The 18174-nt window shown below is 40.8% G+C and carries 19 protein-coding genes; 17 read left to right on the top strand and 2 right to left on the bottom strand.

The window, feature by feature from the left end; all coding sequences use genetic code 11:
- Positions 1-2 precede the first annotated feature (2 nt).
- The 12 genes from prfA (at position 3) to AAEU30_RS11840 (ending at position 10725) form a co-directional block, all read left to right on the top strand.
- Complete coding sequence (prfA, locus tag AAEU30_RS11895; RefSeq protein WP_099296051.1) at positions 3-1088, top strand: peptide chain release factor 1; 1086 nt, start codon at positions 3-5, stop codon at positions 1086-1088.
- Positions 1089-1090: 2 nt separating this feature from the next.
- A complete protein-coding gene (gene prmC / locus AAEU30_RS11890) occupies positions 1091-1933 on the top strand; it encodes a peptide chain release factor N(5)-glutamine methyltransferase (RefSeq protein ID WP_421960683.1) in 843 nt (280 codons plus the stop codon).
- A gap of 53 nt (positions 1934-1986) precedes the next feature.
- Positions 1987-3525: a DUF3369 domain-containing protein gene (locus AAEU30_RS11885; protein WP_421960682.1), complete on the top strand. Its 1539-nt coding sequence runs from the start codon at positions 1987-1989 to the stop codon at positions 3523-3525.
- Positions 3526-3573: 48 nt separating this feature from the next.
- The gene (locus tag AAEU30_RS11880) at positions 3574-3948 is read left to right on the top strand and encodes a SirB2 family protein (RefSeq protein ID WP_421960681.1); all 375 of its coding nucleotides are present in this window, start codon (positions 3574-3576) and stop codon (positions 3946-3948) included.
- Positions 3949-4073: 125 nt separating this feature from the next.
- The gene (locus AAEU30_RS11875) at positions 4074-4901 is read left to right on the top strand and encodes a tetratricopeptide repeat protein (protein WP_421960680.1); all 828 of its coding nucleotides are present in this window, start codon (positions 4074-4076) and stop codon (positions 4899-4901) included.
- A 17-nt stretch (positions 4902-4918) separates the two neighbouring features.
- Complete coding sequence (locus AAEU30_RS11870) at positions 4919-6172, top strand: DUF819 family protein (protein WP_087534245.1); 1254 nt, start codon at positions 4919-4921, stop codon at positions 6170-6172.
- Positions 6173-6181: 9 nt separating this feature from the next.
- Positions 6182-7036: a 3-deoxy-8-phosphooctulonate synthase gene (gene kdsA / locus AAEU30_RS11865; RefSeq protein WP_290210737.1), complete on the top strand. Its 855-nt coding sequence runs from the start codon at positions 6182-6184 to the stop codon at positions 7034-7036.
- 120 nt (positions 7037-7156) lie between these two features.
- Positions 7157-8053 (top strand): transcriptional regulator GcvA, encoded by an 897-nt coding sequence (locus AAEU30_RS11860; protein WP_087534247.1) that lies wholly within the window; start codon positions 7157-7159, stop codon positions 8051-8053.
- A 2-nt stretch (positions 8054-8055) separates the two neighbouring features.
- The gene (locus AAEU30_RS11855; protein WP_421960679.1) at positions 8056-8682 is read left to right on the top strand and encodes an alpha/beta family hydrolase; all 627 of its coding nucleotides are present in this window, start codon (positions 8056-8058) and stop codon (positions 8680-8682) included.
- A gap of 20 nt (positions 8683-8702) precedes the next feature.
- Entirely contained in the window at positions 8703-9071 is a 369-nt protein-coding gene (locus tag AAEU30_RS11850) for a DUF423 domain-containing protein (RefSeq protein WP_421960678.1), read from the top strand.
- Positions 9072-9110: 39 nt separating this feature from the next.
- Positions 9111-10196, top strand: a complete 1086-nt coding sequence (rlmM, locus tag AAEU30_RS11845; protein WP_421960677.1) for a 23S rRNA (cytidine(2498)-2'-O)-methyltransferase RlmM — start codon at positions 9111-9113, stop codon at positions 10194-10196.
- A 175-nt stretch (positions 10197-10371) separates the two neighbouring features.
- A complete protein-coding gene (locus AAEU30_RS11840; protein ID WP_421960676.1) occupies positions 10372-10725 on the top strand; it encodes a YkgJ family cysteine cluster protein in 354 nt (117 codons plus the stop codon).
- Positions 10726-10774: 49 nt separating this feature from the next.
- Here AAEU30_RS11840 and cysZ read toward each other — a convergent pair whose 3' ends face one another.
- Positions 10775-11485: a sulfate transporter CysZ gene (gene cysZ / locus AAEU30_RS11835; protein ID WP_421960704.1), complete on the bottom strand. Its 711-nt coding sequence runs from the start codon at positions 11483-11485 to the stop codon at positions 10775-10777.
- A gap of 203 nt (positions 11486-11688) precedes the next feature.
- On the opposite strand from cysZ, the gene AAEU30_RS11830 reads away from it, so the two are divergent.
- From AAEU30_RS11830 to AAEU30_RS11820, 3 genes are all read left to right on the top strand, one after another.
- Positions 11689-12033 carry a hypothetical protein gene (locus AAEU30_RS11830; protein ID WP_421960675.1) on the top strand — a complete coding sequence of 115 codons (345 nt, stop codon included), beginning with the start codon at positions 11689-11691 and terminating at the stop codon, positions 12031-12033.
- A 311-nt stretch (positions 12034-12344) separates the two neighbouring features.
- Positions 12345-14258 carry an RHS repeat domain-containing protein gene (locus AAEU30_RS11825; RefSeq protein ID WP_421960674.1) on the top strand — a complete coding sequence of 638 codons (1914 nt, stop codon included), beginning with the start codon at positions 12345-12347 and terminating at the stop codon, positions 14256-14258.
- 12 nt (positions 14259-14270) lie between these two features.
- On the top strand, positions 14271-14714 hold the full coding sequence (locus AAEU30_RS11820; RefSeq protein ID WP_421960673.1) for a hypothetical protein: 444 nt from the start codon (positions 14271-14273) through the stop codon (positions 14712-14714).
- A gap of 252 nt (positions 14715-14966) precedes the next feature.
- On the opposite strand, the gene AAEU30_RS11815 is transcribed toward AAEU30_RS11820, so the two are convergent.
- On the bottom strand, positions 14967-15929 hold the full coding sequence (locus AAEU30_RS11815) for a hypothetical protein (RefSeq protein WP_421960672.1): 963 nt from the start codon (positions 15927-15929) through the stop codon (positions 14967-14969).
- 182 nt (positions 15930-16111) lie between these two features.
- Here AAEU30_RS11815 and AAEU30_RS11810 point away from each other — a divergent pair, with 182 nt between their 5' ends.
- Both AAEU30_RS11810 and istA read left to right on the top strand, forming a co-directional pair.
- Positions 16112-16408: a hypothetical protein gene (locus AAEU30_RS11810; RefSeq protein WP_421960671.1), complete on the top strand. Its 297-nt coding sequence runs from the start codon at positions 16112-16114 to the stop codon at positions 16406-16408.
- Between the two features lie 229 nt (positions 16409-16637).
- Positions 16638-18173: an IS21 family transposase gene (istA, locus tag AAEU30_RS11805; RefSeq protein WP_421960670.1), complete on the top strand. Its 1536-nt coding sequence runs from the start codon at positions 16638-16640 to the stop codon at positions 18171-18173.
- The last annotated feature ends 1 nt before the right edge of the window (position 18174 follow it).

The raw sequence follows: 18174 nt of genomic DNA, 5'->3' as shown, positions 1-18174 counted from the left end.
ACATGAAAGAGTCCGTTTATCGTAAATTAGAAACCTTAGTTGAGCGTTATGAAGAAGTGCAAGCGCTGCTAAGTGACCCCTCTGTTATAAGCGATCAAAATCGCTTTCGTGCTCTTTCAAAAGAATACTCAGAGCTGGAAGAAATCGTAAAAGCGTTTTTATCGTATCAACAGTCACAAGACGATGTTGCTACCGCAGAAGAAATGCTAAAAGATTCTGACCCTGATATGCGTGAAATGGCGCAAGAAGAATACAAAGAAGCAAAATCACAAATTCAAATTATTGAAGATCAAATTCAAGTGCTGATGCTGCCAAAAGACCCGCGTGATAATAATAACGTGTTTCTTGAAGTACGTGCAGGAACAGGTGGTGATGAAGCGGCTATTTTTGCGGGAGACTTATTCCGTATGTATACCCGTTATGCTGAGACGAAAAAGTGGAAAGTGGAAGTTGTGAGCACCAATGAAGGTGAGCATGGCGGCTTTAAAGAGGTGATTGCAAACATCAGTGGTGAAGGTGTTTACGGCCAACTTAAATTTGAATCAGGTGCGCACCGCGTACAACGTGTGCCAGAAACTGAGTCGCAAGGGCGTGTTCATACCTCTGCGTGTACCGTAGCGGTTATGGCTGAAATTCCTGAGGCGGAAGCCATTGAAATAAACACCGCAGATATTAAAGTTGATACGTTTCGTGCATCAGGTGCCGGTGGTCAGCACGTTAATAAAACTGACTCAGCAATACGTATTACCCACATTCCAACGGGAGTTGTGGTCGAGTGTCAGGATGAGCGTTCACAACATAAAAACCGTGCTAAAGCGATGTCAGTACTTGCTGCTCGCTTACAACAAGCCGAAGATGAAAAGCGCCATGCGGCAGAAGCATCTGAGCGCCGGAACTTAGTGGGAAGTGGTGACCGTTCTGAGCGTATTCGTACTTATAACTATCCGCAAGGGCGTATTACAGATCACCGTATTAACTTAACACTGTATCGTTTAAATGAAGTTGTCGCTGGGGATTTAGGCTGTGTTGTTGAGCCGCTTATGCAAGAACATCAAGCTGATTTACTCGCTGCGATGGGCGATGAATAACGGTGACAGACACGGTTGAATCGGCAATCCACAGTGCTACTTTACTTTTGCAAAATAGCACTGACAGCGCCAAGTTGGATGCCCAAGTATTACTGCTTGAGGTATTAAACAAACCTCGTAGCTATTTATTTAGTTGGCCTGAAAAGCAACTTACGGTGGAGCAAAAACAGCTGTTTGATAGTTATTGTCAGCGCCGTTTAAATGGTGAACCTGTTGCGCATATCACCGGCACGCGAGAGTTTTGGAGTTTACCACTGCAGGTTAACGCCACAACGCTTATCCCTCGACCTGATACAGAAACCTTAGTTGAAGTTGCACTAGACTTACCACTCAAAGAAGATGCGAAAGTACTCGACTTGGGCACGGGTACTGGTGCAATAGCGCTTGCATTAGCCTCTGAAAAAGCAAACTGGCAAATAACAGGGGTTGACCGCATAGCACAAGCAGTTGCATTATCTACAATAAATAAACAGCGATTAGGCTTACAGCAGGTTACTTTTTTACAAAGTGATTGGTTTAGTGAAGTAAGTAATCAAAAGTTTGATTTAATAGTGAGTAATCCGCCCTATATTGAGCATGATGATGAACACCTGACCCAAGGGGATGTGCGTTTTGAACCACTCTCAGCATTGGTTGCTGATGATGATGGTATGGCTGATATTAAGCATATTATCACTCAAGCGAGGAATTATTTAGCGCCAAATGGCTATTTAATATTCGAGCATGGGTATCAACAAAGTACTAAAGTGCATAGTTTTTTTGCACAAATGGCGTATACAAATATACTTACAGTGAAAGATTTAGCAAATAACGATCGTGTAACGTTCGCACAGTGGCCAAAATAAACAACAAAGCGCTGTGAGAATAAAATGTAACAGCCTTCAAAGGACCCAGTGTGATGGATGATTTTTTGTTTTCGGATGAGCCACAAGAAGAAGTAAGTAATATTGTTCAGGGAACCTGGAAAGTCATTATTGTTGATGATGAACCTGAAGTACATGCAGTAACTAAACTGGCTTTAAGTGACTTTGAGTTTCAAGATAAACGTTTAGAGTTTATTAGTGCCTATTCAGGCGAAGAAGCCAAAACAATGATTGATAATCACCCTGATGCGGCCATTGTATTACTTGATGTTGTCATGGAAACCGATGACGCAGGTTTGAAAGTCGCTCAGTATATCCGCGAAACAGCAAAAAATAATCATATCAGAATTATTCTTCGTACTGGTCAGCCAGGGCAAGCCCCTGAACGCCAAGTGATTGTGAATTACGATATAAACGATTACAAATCGAAGACAGAGCTTACCGCACAAAAGTTATTTACTGTGGTGATGTCGAGTTTACGTTCATATCGCGATATTTTATCAATTGAGCAATCTCGCCAAGGGTTAGAAAAAATAATTAAAGCCTCAAGAGATATCTTTACCGCTCATTCATTAGAAAACTTCATCGAAGGGGTTATGCAGCAGCTAACCTCTTTACTAGGGACGGTTGATAAAGCGATGTATGCAACCAGCCTTGTGGCGAGTAACCCTGATGATAATCAAAAAAAGTTAGTTGTTTTTTCTGGCCGAGGAGACTTTGAACGCAGCGAAGGTAAAGCAATTGAAGACGTGCTTAATACTGAGCAATTACTTGCATGCAAACAAGCACTGCAAGATAAAACAATTGTTTATAAAAATAATTACCTATTTGCCTATTGTTGTAGTGAGTATAACCATAATTCAATGCTGTTTATTTCAGGTATTCCGCAATACTTAACAGATACTCAACGTCATTTGATAGAGATATTTTCACAAAATGTGCAGCTAGCTTATGAAAACGTGCAACTGCAATCAGAAGTTGAAGCCACGCAACAAGAACTTGTTTTGCGCTTAAGTGAAGCACTTGAGCAACGATCAACAGAAACTGGTAATCATGTGAAGCGGGTGTCGCATATATGTAACTCATTAGCCTTAGGCTATGGTTTATCAAAGCGAGACGCTGAATTAATTCGCTTAGCTTCACCGCTGCACGATGTGGGTAAGGTGGGCATTCCTGATGCTATTTTGAATAAACCGGCCAAGCTAACTGATGAAGAATGGGCAATAATGCAAACCCATGCGCAAAAAGGCCATGCAATATTAAAAGGGTCGAAACGCGATATTGTTAAGGCTGGGGCTGAGATAGCACGCGATCATCATGAAAAATGGGATGGTACTGGGTATCCACAAGGGTTAGCAGGTGGAAATATTCACATATTTGGTCGCATTGTGGCACTAGCTGATGTATATGATGCGCTCCGCCATAAACGTTGTTACAAAGAAGCGTGGAGTGTTGAGGCTGTTGTGAATGAAATTAACGAGCAAAAAGGCAAACATTTTGAGCCAAAGTTAGTTGATGTATTTAATCAACAAGTGGATGAATTAGAAAAAATATTAGCGTTATACCCAGATTAAAAATTAATACTGGGTTCAAAATTAACATTAAAGAGTAGTTAGGGGCATATGGATTATTTAGCAGTAAAACACACACACATGGCAATCGCCGTTTTAAGTATACTTTTATTTTATGTACGATCGTTCTCACGTTTAGGTAGTGGTGTCATTGCTAAAAATAAAGTGGTATTTATAGGTAGCCACGCAACAGACACATTCTTGCTTATCTCAGCAATTACATTAATGGCCATTGCCAAAATAAATCCACTTGAACAAATGTGGTTATTAGAGAAAATAATTTTGGTTGTTGCGTATATTGCCTTTGGCATTATTGCGAGTAAACAAAAAGCATTGGCAGCGAAATTAGCGTTTTTAGTAGTAACCACCGCTGTTATCGCGTTAATAGGTAAGCTGGCAGTGACAAAAACCGCGTTGCTCCTTTAATAAAATATGCCGTAAAATCAGCTCATCGGTATATCTTCATACCTTTGGGCTGTAAACGCGTTGGTAACTGGGCTAAAAACTAGGTAAACTAACTCTTCGTATTAATAACAGATGTTGCAGTATTAATGACCACACCTTGGTTTGAAGATGAAAACGAAACCTATCAAGATGAAAATTATGATGCATTTGTTCCCGCAGCTTTGTATCGTTGTATAAGCGCAGAAGCTAAATGGGATCCTCAGGCTCTCCTAAGCCAAAGCTTTGCTACCCTAAGTGAATTTGAAAACCAAATTACTGAGCTGTGCCAGCAACAAGACGATATTCATGACCGACTTGATACCCTACTTGATATGTTTTACACCAAGTGGATGTTTAGTGTATCCAGCTTAAAAGTACCTGAATACACCTTAAATAGCTTTACCTATACATTGGCTATGCGTAGCGGCTCACCAACGACCTTGGGTATTTTGTTGTGTCACTTATTACAGCATGCGGACTATGATGCTAGCGTGTGTATTTCTAATAACGACGTGAACGTTCATGTTGCCATTAGCGATGAAGAAGGCTATGTACTCGAACCTAGTTCAGGTCAGCAAAGTTGGTATATCATTCCTGAAAATGCCAGCGAAGAAAATGGCGATGAGCAAGAGCCGTTAGAACTCATCTTTGATGAAGACGTTTATAAGCTTTATTTAGCCCAACAAAAGTGGGCGTTTATCAGCGAAAATAAATTTGGCCATGCTTTAACATGTGTAGAAATGCTGATGGAAATGTTGGGTGATGATCCGTATGAGCGTCGCGATCGTGGCTACTTGCTCAATCAACTAGATTGCCCGAAAATGGCACGTGATGATCTGCAATTTTTTATAGATGAATGCCCAGATGATCCTGCTATTGAAATTATTCAACATCAGATTGAAGAACTCGAAGATAATAATAAAACTCACCACTAAAATTTTAAGGAATCAACATGGCTGACACCCATACTGCATTGATCACCAATGATGCTGTTGTATTTGGTTTATTAGCTGTAATTCTCGGCTTTATTTTTAAAACATCGCACAGCGAAAATAGTGCACTTAAAAAGTTTTACAAATATGTCCCTGCATTATTGCTGTGTTACTTTTTACCCTCACTACTGAACACCTTTGGTATTGTTGATGGCCATTCTTCTAACGTGTATTACGTTGCCTCGCGCTACTTATTACCAGCATGCTTAATTTTACTGACAATCAGTATTGATTTAAAAGCAATCATAAATTTAGGCCCCAAAGCCCTTATCATGTTTTTAACAGGCACGGTGGGTATTGTTATTGGTGGGCCTTTAGCCATACTTGTAATGAGTGCAGTTTACCCTGATGCAGTAGGTGGTCATGGCCCTGATGCTGTTTGGCGTGGAATGACGACCATTGCCGGTAGTTGGATTGGCGGTGGCGCGAACCAAGCTTCAATGAAAGAAATGTTTGATGTTGGCGGTGACATATTCTCTGCGATGGTGACTGTTGATGTCATTGTGGCAAACTTATGGATGGCGGTATTATTATTAATGGCTGCTAACCATAAAGCGATTGATGCTAAAACAGGGGCAGATACCAGTGCAATTGAAGACTTAAAAAATCGTGTAGAGAAGTATCATGCAGAACATGCACGTATGCCTACACTTAATGATTATATGACGATTATTGCCATTGCATTTGGTATTACGGGGCTTGCCCATTTTTGTGCTGACTTTTTAGGTCCTTTCTTTGGTGCGAATTTCCCGTGGGCACAAGAGTACAGCTTAAATAGTAAATTTTTCTGGTTAATTGTTATCTCAACAACCATAGGTATTAGTTTATCTTTTACTAAAGTACGCCATATTGAATCATTTGGCGCATCTAAAGTAGCGTCGAGCTTTTTATATATTTTAGTTGCCTCAATTGGTTTACACATGAATATTACAGCTATTCTTGAATCGCCTATGTATTTTGTTATCGGCTTAATTTGGATGTTAACTCATGCAAGCTTGATGCTGATTGTAGCTAAAATTATTAAAGCCCCCTTATTTTATATGGCCGTTGGCTCACAAGCGAATGTTGGCGGAGCCGCATCAGCACCTGTGGTCGCATCGGCGTTTCACCCGTCACTTGCGCCAGTAGGTGTATTATTAGCGGTAATGGGCTACGGTGTGGGTACTTATATGGCTTATATTTGTGGATTAATGATGCAAGCAGTTGCACCTTAAGGACTAACGATGAACAATCATTTAATTAAAATTAACGACATTGAACTTGCAAACGACAAACCGTTTGTTCTGTTCGGTGGTATGAACGTATTAGAGTCGCGTGATTTAGCCATGCGCATTGCTGAACACTATGTAGAAGTGACCAGCAAACTGAATATACCGTATGTATTTAAGGCGTCGTTTGATAAAGCAAACCGCTCGTCAATCAACTCTTATCGCGGTCCAGGTATGGAAGAAGGACTAAAGATTTTTGAGGAAATTAAAAAAACCTTTAACGTACCTTTAATCACCGATGTACATGAGCCGCATCAAGCCGCACCGGTTGCTGAAGTTGTTGACGTGATACAGTTGCCTGCATTTTTAGCTCGTCAAACTGACCTTGTTGTTGCAATGGCAAAAACAGGTGCTGTAATTAATGTGAAAAAGCCACAGTTTTTAGCACCTCATGAAATGCGCCATATCATTACTAAGTTCAATGAGGCTGGCAATAATAATGTTGCACTATGCGAGCGTGGCTCTAGCTTTGGATATAACAACCTAGTTGTTGATATGCTTGGTATGGATGACATGAAGCCAATGGCTCCTGTTATCTTTGACGCAACACACGCGTTACAGCGCCCAGGAGGGCGTGCTGATTCAGCAGATGGGCGTCGCGCACAAGCCGCTGAACTTGCACGCAGCGGCATGGCATTAGGGCTAGCTGGGTTATTCATTGAAGCTCACCCTAATCCTAATGAAGCAAAATGCGATGGACCTTGTGCCCTTGCATTGAGTAAATTAGAAGGCTACTTGAGCCAAATGAAAGCAGTTGATGATTTAATTAAAAGCTTTGCACCACTGGATACCAGTGCCAGCGATTTATAATTACAAGATTTGATAAACAAAGCGGCTTATAAAGTCGCTTTTTTATGTCTCGAATATACACAACCTTGGCATGGGTATATAATCTACTCATAAGAAAAACTAATTCTAAGAGTGGTTAATATGTCTCGTCGCGTCCCGCCATTGAATGCCCTAAAAGCATTTGAAGCAGCTGCTCGTCATTTGAGTTTCACCAAAGCAGCTGAAGAGCTTTATGTCACTCAGGCAGCAGTGAGCCATCAAATTAAAACACTTGAAGAACACCTTGGTTTAAAGCTGTTTTTGCGTAAAAACCGCTCGTTATTATTGACCGAGGAAGGGCAGGGTTACTTTTTAGATATAAAAGAAATCTTTACCCAGTTAATCGATGCGACAGAAAAACTGCTAGCGCGAGGTGCGAAAGGCTCCCTAACGGTAAGCCTAACCCCGAGTTTTGCAATTCAGTGGTTAGTACCAAGACTTAGTTTATTTAATGAGTTACACCCTGAGATTGATGTACGAATAAAGGCGCAAGATCAAGACGAAAATTCGCTCTCTGATGATGTTGATGTGGCTATTTATTATGGCCGTGGTCATTGGAGTGGGGTGCAAACACATAAACTACACACCGAATACCTGGTGCCCTTATGTAGTCCTATGTTGTTAACTGGGCCTAAACCTCTTGATCAACCAAGCGATTTAGCTAATCACACATTGTTGCATGATACTACGCGAAAAAACTGGAAGACCTGGATGAAAACCGCCGGTGTACGTAATGTACAAGTGAACCAAGGACCTATCTTTAGTCACTCTTCTATGGTGCTCCAAGCTGCGGTGCATGGTCAAGGCGTTGCAATTGGTAACAGTGTTTTAGCAAAACCAGATATTGACGCAGGACGTTTGGTGATCCCTTTTAGCCATAGTTTAGAAAGTAAAAATGCCTACTACTTGGTGAATCGTGAATCACAATCGGAGCTGGGTAAAATAGTCTCCTTTAAAGAGTGGATGCTTGATTTAGTAGAGCAAGAACAAGAGTTTTAAAAATGACGATACAATGGATAAAAGCGAAACAGCCTGCCTACGCACAGTTTATTTTTGCCCATGGTGCAGGTGCAGGCAGTGACTCTGAATTTATGCAACAGATGGCAAATTTGCTAGCCGAACAGGGTATTAATGTAGGGCTCTTTGATTTTGAATATATGCAAATCGCCAAACAAACGAATAAGCGCAGACCGCCTGAGCGAGCTCCCAAATTACTTGCTTATTTTGCCCAAGTAATTGAACAAGCAGAGCCAACATTGCCATTATTTATTGGTGGTAAGTCAATGGGGGGAAGAATGGCCTCTATGCTGGCGAGTGAAACAAATAAAAAGATTAACGGTGTGTTGGCTTTCGGCTATCCATTTCATCCTCCGGGTAAGCCCGAGAAGTTGCGTATTGAGCATTTTGGCCAAATACCCTGCCCGTTTTTGGTGCTCCAAGGTGAGCGAGATACATTTGGCACTCGTGAAGAGTTAAATGTGCTCACGCTCGATAAACGCCCTGAATTTGTCTGGTTAACGGATGGCGATCATTCTTTAAAACCACGTAAAAAAAGTGGCACGACGCTTGAGCAAAATTTACAGATGGCAGCACAGCACGCAAGTAAATTTATTAAGCAGCATTGTTAGTTGAATTAAAGGTAAAGCAGATGATTAAATTATTTTTAATGGCGGGTAGTGTGTTTTGTATGTTATCAGTTGTACTTGGCGCATTTGCCGCCCATGGTTTAAAAAGTCGTGTTTCTGAATATGCTATCGGCGTATTTAAAACCGCTGCTGAGTATCAAATGGTCCATGGCCTTGCACTTATTGCTGTGGCTATTTTGATTAAGTGGGGTTTAAATTTAACTGTTGCTGGCTGGTTTTTTATCGCGGGTATCTTACTCTTTAGTGGGAGTTTATATTTACTCGCAGTGACTGGGCAAAAGTGGCTTGGGCCAATTACTCCTTTAGGCGGACTGTGTTTTATAGTTGGTTGGTTGATTATTTTAGTGCAAGTTGCACGGTTTAAATTTTAATAAAGAGTATCGCGCAGAATGCGCAATTTAAGGGTTTTTATGTCAAGCGTAGTGATTTATTGTCGTAGTGGGTTTGAAAATGATGCCGCAGCAGAAATAACCTTTCATGCTGCAGAACAAGGTTTTGCCGGTTATGTGAAAGCCAAACCTAACACAGGTTATGTGGTTTATGAGTGCTTTGAGTCATCACACAGTGACGAGATCATAAAAAAAGTCGATTTTAAAAACATGGTGTTTGCACGCCAATGGTTTGCAGCAACGTTACTTGAGAATATGCCCGTTGAAGACCGGGTTGGTGAGATTAAAACCGCAGCAGCAGATTTTCCGCTGTGCTCAGAACTACGTGTAGAAACCCCGGATACTAATGAAGGCAAAGAGCTTTTAACATTTTGTAAAAAAATATCGACACCGCTCAAAAAGGCATTAGAAAAACAAAACACCGTGTTACGTGAGCCTAAAGCTAACCGTCCGGTTATGCACGTGATGTTTTTGACTAACAATACAGCCTACGTTGGACATTCATATAGCTACAATAATTCACCATTCTTTATGGGTATTTTGCGTTTGCGTATGCCAAGTGATGCACCGAGCCGATCTACCTTAAAGCTTGACGAAGCATTTAATGTATTTATACCGCCGAATGAAGTTGAGTCACGGGTACAAGCAGGAATGCGCGGCGTAGATTTGGGCGCATGTCCTGGTGGATGGACATATCAACTAGTGCGCCGCGGCATGTTTGTCAGCGCGATTGATAATGGCCCAATGAACGATGATTTAATGGAAACAGGCCAAGTAAAGCACTTTAGAGCCGATGGTTTTAAATACCGCCCAGAAAAGCGCAATATTCAATGGCTCGTGTGTGACATGGTAGAAAAGCCAACCAAAGTAACAAACTTAATGATTGATTGGGCTGTAAATGCGTATGCTAAAGAGCTTATCTTTAACCTAAAGCTGCCAATGAAAAAGCGTTTTGATAGTGTGTATGAATGCTTATCAATGATCAAAGAAGAGCTTAATAAATACGGTATCAGTTATGAATTACAAGCTAAGCATCTTTATCATGATAGGGAAGAGATAACCGTGCACTTGAACGTCACTAAAGTGCCACAAAGTCTATATAGTTAATAAACTTGCAAAGTTTGGATATATAAAAGCACAGCATTAGCTGTGTTTTTACGTTATGGCGTAAGTTTACACTAACATAACATTGCAAGTTATTGCACATAACGCCTAATATAGGGTTATGGAGAATTAGCTAAGTTACGGCATGAATGCGCTGCATAATAAAAGGTAAATATAAATGTACAAAAACCAAAAAGTAATCTTGCGATTACGCGCTAATATTCCATCGTTCGAATGTGTTGAAGGCTGCCATGATTGCTGTGGGCCCGTGACAACTTCGTCTGAAGAAATGTCTCGATTACCAGTAAAAACAGATGCAGAGCATGAAGCGGCGCTAAATGATTTTAACTGTGTGCATCTTGGTCCTAAAGGTTGCACTGTTTATGATGAGCGCCCATTAATTTGCCGCTTATTTGGTACTACTCCCAGAATGCCTTGCCCAAATGACCGTAAGCCAGAAAAGCCAGTAGACATCAAAATCGAGCAAGAAGTCCATCACTTTATTGCTAATACACGCCAAGTTTTGGTGTAAATACTGGTAAGGGGGACCGTACATTTTGTGATAGGGTCCCCTTGCACTGCTATGAGCGGTAATTCGATCGGTAGTGATCGACCCATAAACGCGTAGCTCCGCAAACAGCCACAGGCATCACAATTAAATTAACTATTGGAATAGCTGTCAGCAGCATCACAGCTAAACCAAACCCGTACGACAACGTTTGCTTTTGTTTTAGGTCTTGCTTCATTTCGTTAAAATTGATTTTATGGTTATCAAATGGATAATCTTTATATTGCACCGCATACATCCAGCAAGTAAACATCACCCACAGCACTTGGCCAATCACAGGCAATACCCATAACAAAATAAAGAAACCGATAGCGCGAGGTAAATAGTAGCAAAGTTTTGTCCACTCACGGCCAAGCATTCGCGGCACGTCTTTAACAATATCCGCTAAGCCATCATCATTAATTTTTTGACCGGTTAAATAAAGCTCTACTTTTTCACTCAGTAAACCATTAAAGGGGGCGGCAATAAAGTTAGTGATCACCGTAAACACCATACTGTAGCTAAATAAAATAACTAATACGGCAATCGGCCACATTAACCATTCAAGCCAACTTAGCCAGCTAGGGAGCATATTGTTTAAATAAGCAAACCCTTCGGTTAGCCAGCCATATAAAAAAAACAGTGAGCTACCAAATAGCGCAATATTGATTAATAAAGGAATAAATACGAAACGCTTGATACCTTTTTGAGTGATCAACTTAAAACCGGAAAAAAAATACTCCATACCTTGAGCAAACTGCACGCTAAATACCTCAGATCATTTTTATCATTAAGCGCAGTATAAATTGCTCAGTTTTTTTGAACAGGATTTTTAGGTAACAAAGTATTTTTTTAATAACGAATAAAGTTTAAAAAGTGTAAACACTGTAAATTATTAAGTTTTGTGGTGTGAAATTCATGCTATTGTAGGATGGTTTTATTTTCAAATTGTTAGATTATAATGGGCTGACAACAAACTTAACCGTGAGCGAAGATTGTTATGGCATCACCTTGGAGATGTCACGTACTTACAACAGCCTAAAACAGCTCATGCAAACGGTGGATGCAGATAACGGTGTTACCCGCTACAGCTATAATAATCAGGGACTACCGATTATCATCCAAGATGCCAATGGTAATGATATTGTTGCTAAATACAATGCCTTAGGCCAAAAAACACAGGTGAATGACCCTAACCAAGGCGTCACTAACTTTGAGTATAATGGCTTTGGAGAGTTGCAACGAGAGGCGCGCGTTGGCAGTAAAACACTCACTTATGTCACCGATTATTAGGCCGAGTAACACGGCGCACCGCGACAGGTGAAAGTACACTCAACTACACATACGACGGTGCAACTTATGGCCTTGGACAATTAAATCAAGCGACAGGTAATGGTGTTACAAAAACCTATAGCTATGACAACCGAGGCCGGCCAAGCAGTCAAACCATTGCAGGCAGTGGTAAAAGCTACACTACCACTACGTTTTACGATAGTAACTATGGCCGAGTAAAAGGGCTACGTTACCCTAACAATCTCACCCTTGAATATAACTACAATGACGCAGGCTATCAAACGCAGGTAAAGAATGCCGCCAGTGACTATGTGTACAAAACCATCAGCGAGCATGATGCGTTTGGTAATGTCACCCAAAGCACGCTCGGCAATGGGTTAATCGAAAATACCGCTTACAGCCGTAAAAACGGTCAGATGACGTTAAAAACCATTGCAAAAAATAACAGCGCGCTCATGAATATTGATTATTCCGCGTATGATGGCTTTGGTAATTTAAAAGCCGTTGATATCACCACGGGGAGTATTGGCAACCAGCACAGTTTTAGCGAAAGTTACACTTACGATGTGTTGCATCGCTTAACCACCAACGCAGTCAATCGCATTACCACCATCAACTACAGCTATGACGCCGTGGGTAATCTTTTATCAAAATCAGACTACGCATCGCAGTATGATTATGAAAACGGCACCACAGGTGGGCCGAATGCAGTTAAACGGGTTTACCGTGGCGGTAGCTGGCGCACATTTAGTTACGACGTACGCGGTAACATGACGAGCGGTGATGGTTTAACCAGTGCCACGTATAACGCGATGGATAAACCCACACAAATCAAAAAAGACGGAAAAACCCTCAATTTTACTTATGGCCCTGAGCATATGCGCTTTAAGCAAGTGAACGGCAGCGTGACCACCTTCTACAGTGATAAGTTGTACGAAGAGGAAATAATAGGCAGTAAAACCACATGGCGGGCCTATATTGATGATATTGCAGTCATAAGCCAAACCACAGGAGAAGGCGCAACCATCCGCTACACTCACCGTGACCGTCTAGGCAGTGCGCGAGTATTTACTGACCATAACGGGCAAGTAGAAGCCCAGCGTAACTTTGACCCGTTTGGTAAACCACGTCTAGCCAGTGGTGGGTTAAAACCATTTGGAGATTCAAAACTAGGTGATAAAGCCACAGCAAAAACCAATCGCGGCTTTACTGACCACGAACATTTAGATAATGTAGAGCTCATTCATATGAACGGTCGGGTGTACGATTATAACCTTGGTCGGTTTATGAGTGTTGATCCCGTTATTCAAAGCCCAATGAATAGCCAGAGCATTAACCCTTATTCTTACATAATGAATAACCCTGTGAATGGGTATGATCCTTCAGGCTATGAAGAGGAACCTCTTGAGATTGTGATAACTTGCGCTCCGGATCCTTGTGCAAAGGAAGAACAAAATAACCCTAGTGATAGCGCAGCATCTGGAGATACGAGTCGACATGGTAATAGTGATAACCCTAATTCACCCATAAACAATACACCTAGTAATGGAGCACCAAATAAACAAGAGAAAGCGCGAGCGACAGGGCCAAATTTACCAGATATAAACTCGCCGAGCGAAACTGCTAATAACTTAAGTGACTTTACTTCAGGAAGTATAACGCCGATATCAGGTAGTCCTGCCTTTGGTTATCTTAAGTCAGTAGTTAAGACTGCGTCATTTGATATTTTGTACGGAAATAGTTCGCGACTCCCTTGGTTACATCCATCTCCACAAAGTGTTGCTGATATGGATGCATATGAAAAAGAAGCAGGGTGGGAACAGTATGCTACATTAATAATTCCTGGAACTATGGCAAGTAAAGCTCAGCAAGGGATAAGAGCATCATTTTCCATACCAATAATTAGCCCTACTTTCGCCAATTTGCAAGGAATTGCGAAAGGCTTTCAAGCGCATCATATTTTACCTAGGTATTTAGGGAAGATGTTAGGGTACACGGAAAGTATGATGAAAAATCATCCTGCTACAATGATAACGCAGTTTTCTCATACAGGTGCGGGAAATCCAAAATCCATGCACGGTGCAATTAGAAAGTATCTCCCCCCAATGATTGGAGGTAAAAAAGCTGAATATAGTTCAGAACAAATAAGAACAGGGTTAGAAAAAGCATATAATGATTTAGGACGACCTGATTTATATCGGTCAATTGAACATCTGATACAATAAGGGTGATTAGATTTGGATAAGCAAGTATATGATTTAAAAGAAGAAGATGTTAAGGGGTGTCCAGTGTGGTATTTCCCATTGGATGACTCAGTTGAAGATGAACTTACAGTACGTCCGCTTAAAAAAGAAGACTATTTTAAAAATTATCAGCTGTTAGTTCGAACTAATTTTGAAGATAGTTTAGGTAATATTTACATGGGATATGTTTATTGGAATAAATCTAATTCAGTTGAATATATTCAGCCAGTAATATTTACTAAAAATGATGAGTGTATCAATTTATGGAACGGTATGATTGAAGCTACATGGGAAGATTATAATAATGAACAGCAAAAAATAAGGAATTACTTCCCTATTAAGTATACTTCTCAGTGTTTCTCTAATTTACCATCATTAGTTGGAACTCTGGATGGTATTTACTATTTAGCAGGTAATAAAATTATATGTAAACCTTAATGAATTTATCCTTTGTCTTGCTTGTGATTGCTCTTTAGAAAGCTATCAAGTGTGCAGCCAATCTCAGTAGAACTGCGCACTTGCTAGCAGCAGGCCGTGCAATCTGTGTCAGTGCCACTAAATAGTGGCGCTGGCTCAAATAGCTAGCTCTGCTGTTTTTTAGTGACACTGCTTACTGAGTTTGCCTGAACACAGTACTGGTTTAAGCTGCTCATAATGAATTGTATTTATGTGGTGGTTGTTCGCAATAAATTAAATGAATCGAGACAGAATTTGTTGTTTGAGTGCCTTTAAGCTCGTTGGTGGAGTTGGTTGGAATAAAATGTTTATAAGCTCAACGATTTCTGTATGGCAAATGAAGTTATAGAAACGATTCATCCCTTCAAAAGAATTAGCAACTAGCCCAATATTAATAGCTTGTTCACATAGTTTTTTATACAAATCAAGCGTTGGCTGTATGGTTAAACAGCTGCCAGATATTAACCTCATAGGGAGGCTGAAATGGGTATAGTCGTTATTTTTATTAGGTATTAAAATACGATAGCGCATCACAGGCATGTGCGAGTACAGCGGGCTAAACATCTCATTTACATATGCATAAAAATCATCAGAAATTGACGAAAATGGTGTAACGATAGCTATCTTTAATAAATATTTAATTGCACATAATTGGTTGATGTCAATTTGATTATATCCTACCGCTTTTTTCTCTAGGCAAAAGGCTAGCCAGCATGTTAACGCATGAATATCATGACTATGAATTAACTTGTGTCTTGCTTTTTGAGTCAGTTTTGTTTTTTTAATGAGTTGGCCGTGACTATTTTCTTTGAATAAAAGACTGGCGTAGTTGTAGGGTAAGTGCGCTAAAACTTGATTTATAAACAGGTCTGTTGGCTGCGTGTTATCTAAAAGCTGCCAAAGTGGATGACAGAGTATTGCTAATGAGCTGAAGTCACTATTTAAGCGTTCATCAATTTCTCTAACAACGTCAAACCGGATCACTGGCTCACCCGCTTCTTTTTTATTAAAAAACCGAGACGACTTATTTAACCAGTCATTGCCTTTATTTTCCCACTCTTCATCGGTTAATAACTTTCTTTTTATCTCATAAGCACTTTTCGCGTTGAGGTGTGCCTTTAAACAGGCGCACCAATATCGCGTTGCTAAGGACTTTGTTCGCCTCGATAGCGTTAAATAATGCTCAAAGGTGTACATCTAAAATTTGGCAATTTGAATGCCAAACTCCGTTCAAAAGCACTAACTCATTGAAAATATGAATGTTCACAGTATATAGCATTGTTTTACTCGTGCCTTTAATTAAAAAAGAAAGCCTTATGTAAGTTTAGCAAAACTACATATTCTTAATAAATCATATTAAGTCTTAATAGGTGACTACCATGCTGCTGATGAATAGCGAGGAGGAAAGATTGAAAGTACTGGCTTTGGCGTTAGAGCTCGAGCTGATGAAAAATTATGGCTCTCCACTACTCACAGGGGAGAAGCTATCTGAAGCGATGGGCTATCGCAGTATCCATTCGTTACGCAAACATATGTCACAACAATCTTTCCCGGTGGAACTGTTTACGATTAAGGGCAGGAAGGGGCGATTTGCACTTGTGAAAGATATTGCTGTTTGGTTGGCTAAGCAGCGCATTGAAAACCAATATACACCTAAGGACAAGCCTATGGATTAAATTGCACACAGTTACTTAAGTACGAATACTCAGGCACAATTTAGTAAGGCTCAGAAGGTGAAAAAGCCAGCATGACAGTGCTGACTTTTTCTGAAAATGTCGTTTGGTTCACGCCCTTCGACTCTTCTATTTAAGCTTTCCTTTACCTATCTGTCAAGTTTCATCCTGTGATGAGATGCAGGTCGGCGTGTGCCTTGATTTCTTTAAAATTGAAATTAAGGAGGTGCGTATGAGCGCACAAATATTACGGCAACTTCTTCGTTTGCTATTAACCACACCTTATTCAAATCGTCGTATCGCAAAACTGGTGGGGGTCGCCCCGAATACAGTGCGACGGTATCGTAAGAAGCTTGAAGGAGTAACGCTCACCCTCGAGCGAGTAAATGAATACAGTGACAACCAGCTTGTTCGGCTATTTTCAGAGCCAAAACAAGCAGACAGTAGCAAACGGTTGCCTGATTGGCATTATGTTCATCAACTGATGCAAACTAAACATCAAACCTTGATCCAACTTTGGGAGGAGTACCGTAGTCTCAACCCCGAGGATGCTTATAGTTACTCACAATTTACACATTACTATCGTGACTTTGTTGACTCAATTGATGTGACAATGCGCCAGTACTACTTGCCAGGCGAAGTAACCTTTGTGGACTTTTCTGGTAAGCGTATTCCTTGGTATGACTCAGTTGCATGCAAGCAGCACTATGCCGAAATATTTGTAGGTGTCACAGGCTATGCTCAATACGTGTTTGCCATTGCTGTGCGTTCACAAAAACTTGAAGACTGGTTGTCTGCACATCAAGCCATGTTTGATCATTACGGTGGTGTGACCCAGCTTGTGGTACCTGATAACTTAAAATCAGCGGTGACAAAGCCTGGCAAAACACCTGTTATTAATACCAGTTACCAAGAAATGGCCGAGCATTACGATTTTGTTATTGAACCTGCTCGTGTACGCAGGCCACAAGATAAATCATTGGCTGAAATAGGTGTGTTGCTGGTAACTCGTTGGATAATCGTGGTATTGAGTCGTCGTCAGTTTTTTAGCATTGATGAAATTAACCGTGCTTTACGTTCTTTGCTTGAACAATTAAATCAACGGCCTTTTAAGCGCTTTGAAGGTAATCGCTCACAACGATTCCAAGAGCAAGAGTGTCAAACCTTAAAACCACTGCCTCAACAACCCTTTGAAATTGGGCGTTGGATACACCAGCAAAAAGTGAATCGAGATTATCACATTTATGTGCATGGACATGCGTATTCTGTGCCTTATGAATTAACAAGCCAAGCGGTGGATATCAAGGTTACAAACAGCAAGGTTGAAATTTACTTTCAGCATAAGCTAATGGCTATCCATGTACGCAGTTTTGTGCAAGGTGGCGCGACAACTGAGCCGCAACACCGTCCTAAAAGCCATCGTATGTATGCAGAGCAATCAAAGGCTCATTTTATTCAATGGGCAGAGCACATCGGACAAAGTGCGCTTGCGCTGGTGATGGCGCAATTTGACAACTTACCAGATTACTCAATGCAAGGGTGTAAAGCGTGCACCAACCTGCAAACACTGGCAAAACAATACGGGGCAATACGATTTGAAAATGCTTGTCATTGTGCCTGTGACATAAAGTCACGCACAGTGACTAGTGTGCGGTCTATTTTACAATGCCACCTTGATGAAATACCAGATGATGTACCTACGCAGCAATCTTTGCCGCTTCACCATAACATTCGTGGTGCGGAGTATTACGTTAATGGAGGGCAGTAAA

This window comes from Pseudoalteromonas mucoides (genome assembly GCF_049257175.1).
Taxonomy (GTDB): Bacteria; Pseudomonadota; Gammaproteobacteria; order Enterobacterales; family Alteromonadaceae; genus Pseudoalteromonas.
This window is presented reverse-complemented; position numbering and strand designations above follow the sequence as displayed.

Excerpts from the sequence above, each read along its gene's own strand:
- prfA (WP_099296051.1), top strand. The coding sequence starts at position 3 with ATGAAAGAGTCCGTTTATCGTAAATTAGAAACCTTAGTTGAGCGTTAT.
- cysZ (WP_421960704.1), bottom strand. The coding sequence starts at position 11,485 with ATGGAGTATTTTTTTTCCGGTTTTAAGTTGATCACTCAAAAAGGTATC.
- AAEU30_RS11840 (WP_421960676.1), top strand. The coding sequence starts at position 10,372 with ATGTACAAAAACCAAAAAGTAATCTTGCGATTACGCGCTAATATTCCA.
- AAEU30_RS11880 (WP_421960681.1), top strand. The coding sequence starts at position 3,574 with ATGGATTATTTAGCAGTAAAACACACACACATGGCAATCGCCGTTTTA.
- kdsA (WP_290210737.1), top strand. The coding sequence starts at position 6,182 with ATGAACAATCATTTAATTAAAATTAACGACATTGAACTTGCAAACGAC.
- AAEU30_RS11815 (WP_421960672.1), bottom strand. The coding sequence starts at position 15,929 with ATGTACACCTTTGAGCATTATTTAACGCTATCGAGGCGAACAAAGTCC.
- rlmM (WP_421960677.1), top strand. The coding sequence starts at position 9,111 with ATGTCAAGCGTAGTGATTTATTGTCGTAGTGGGTTTGAAAATGATGCC.
- AAEU30_RS11810 (WP_421960671.1), top strand. The coding sequence starts at position 16,112 with ATGCTGCTGATGAATAGCGAGGAGGAAAGATTGAAAGTACTGGCTTTG.
- AAEU30_RS11860 (WP_087534247.1), top strand. The coding sequence starts at position 7,157 with ATGTCTCGTCGCGTCCCGCCATTGAATGCCCTAAAAGCATTTGAAGCA.
- istA (WP_421960670.1), top strand. The coding sequence starts at position 16,638 with ATGAGCGCACAAATATTACGGCAACTTCTTCGTTTGCTATTAACCACA.
- AAEU30_RS11855 (WP_421960679.1), top strand. The coding sequence starts at position 8,056 with ATGACGATACAATGGATAAAAGCGAAACAGCCTGCCTACGCACAGTTT.
- AAEU30_RS11870 (WP_087534245.1), top strand. The coding sequence starts at position 4,919 with ATGGCTGACACCCATACTGCATTGATCACCAATGATGCTGTTGTATTT.
- AAEU30_RS11850 (WP_421960678.1), top strand. The coding sequence starts at position 8,703 with ATGATTAAATTATTTTTAATGGCGGGTAGTGTGTTTTGTATGTTATCA.
- AAEU30_RS11885 (WP_421960682.1), top strand. The coding sequence starts at position 1,987 with ATGGATGATTTTTTGTTTTCGGATGAGCCACAAGAAGAAGTAAGTAAT.
- AAEU30_RS11875 (WP_421960680.1), top strand. The coding sequence starts at position 4,074 with ATGACCACACCTTGGTTTGAAGATGAAAACGAAACCTATCAAGATGAA.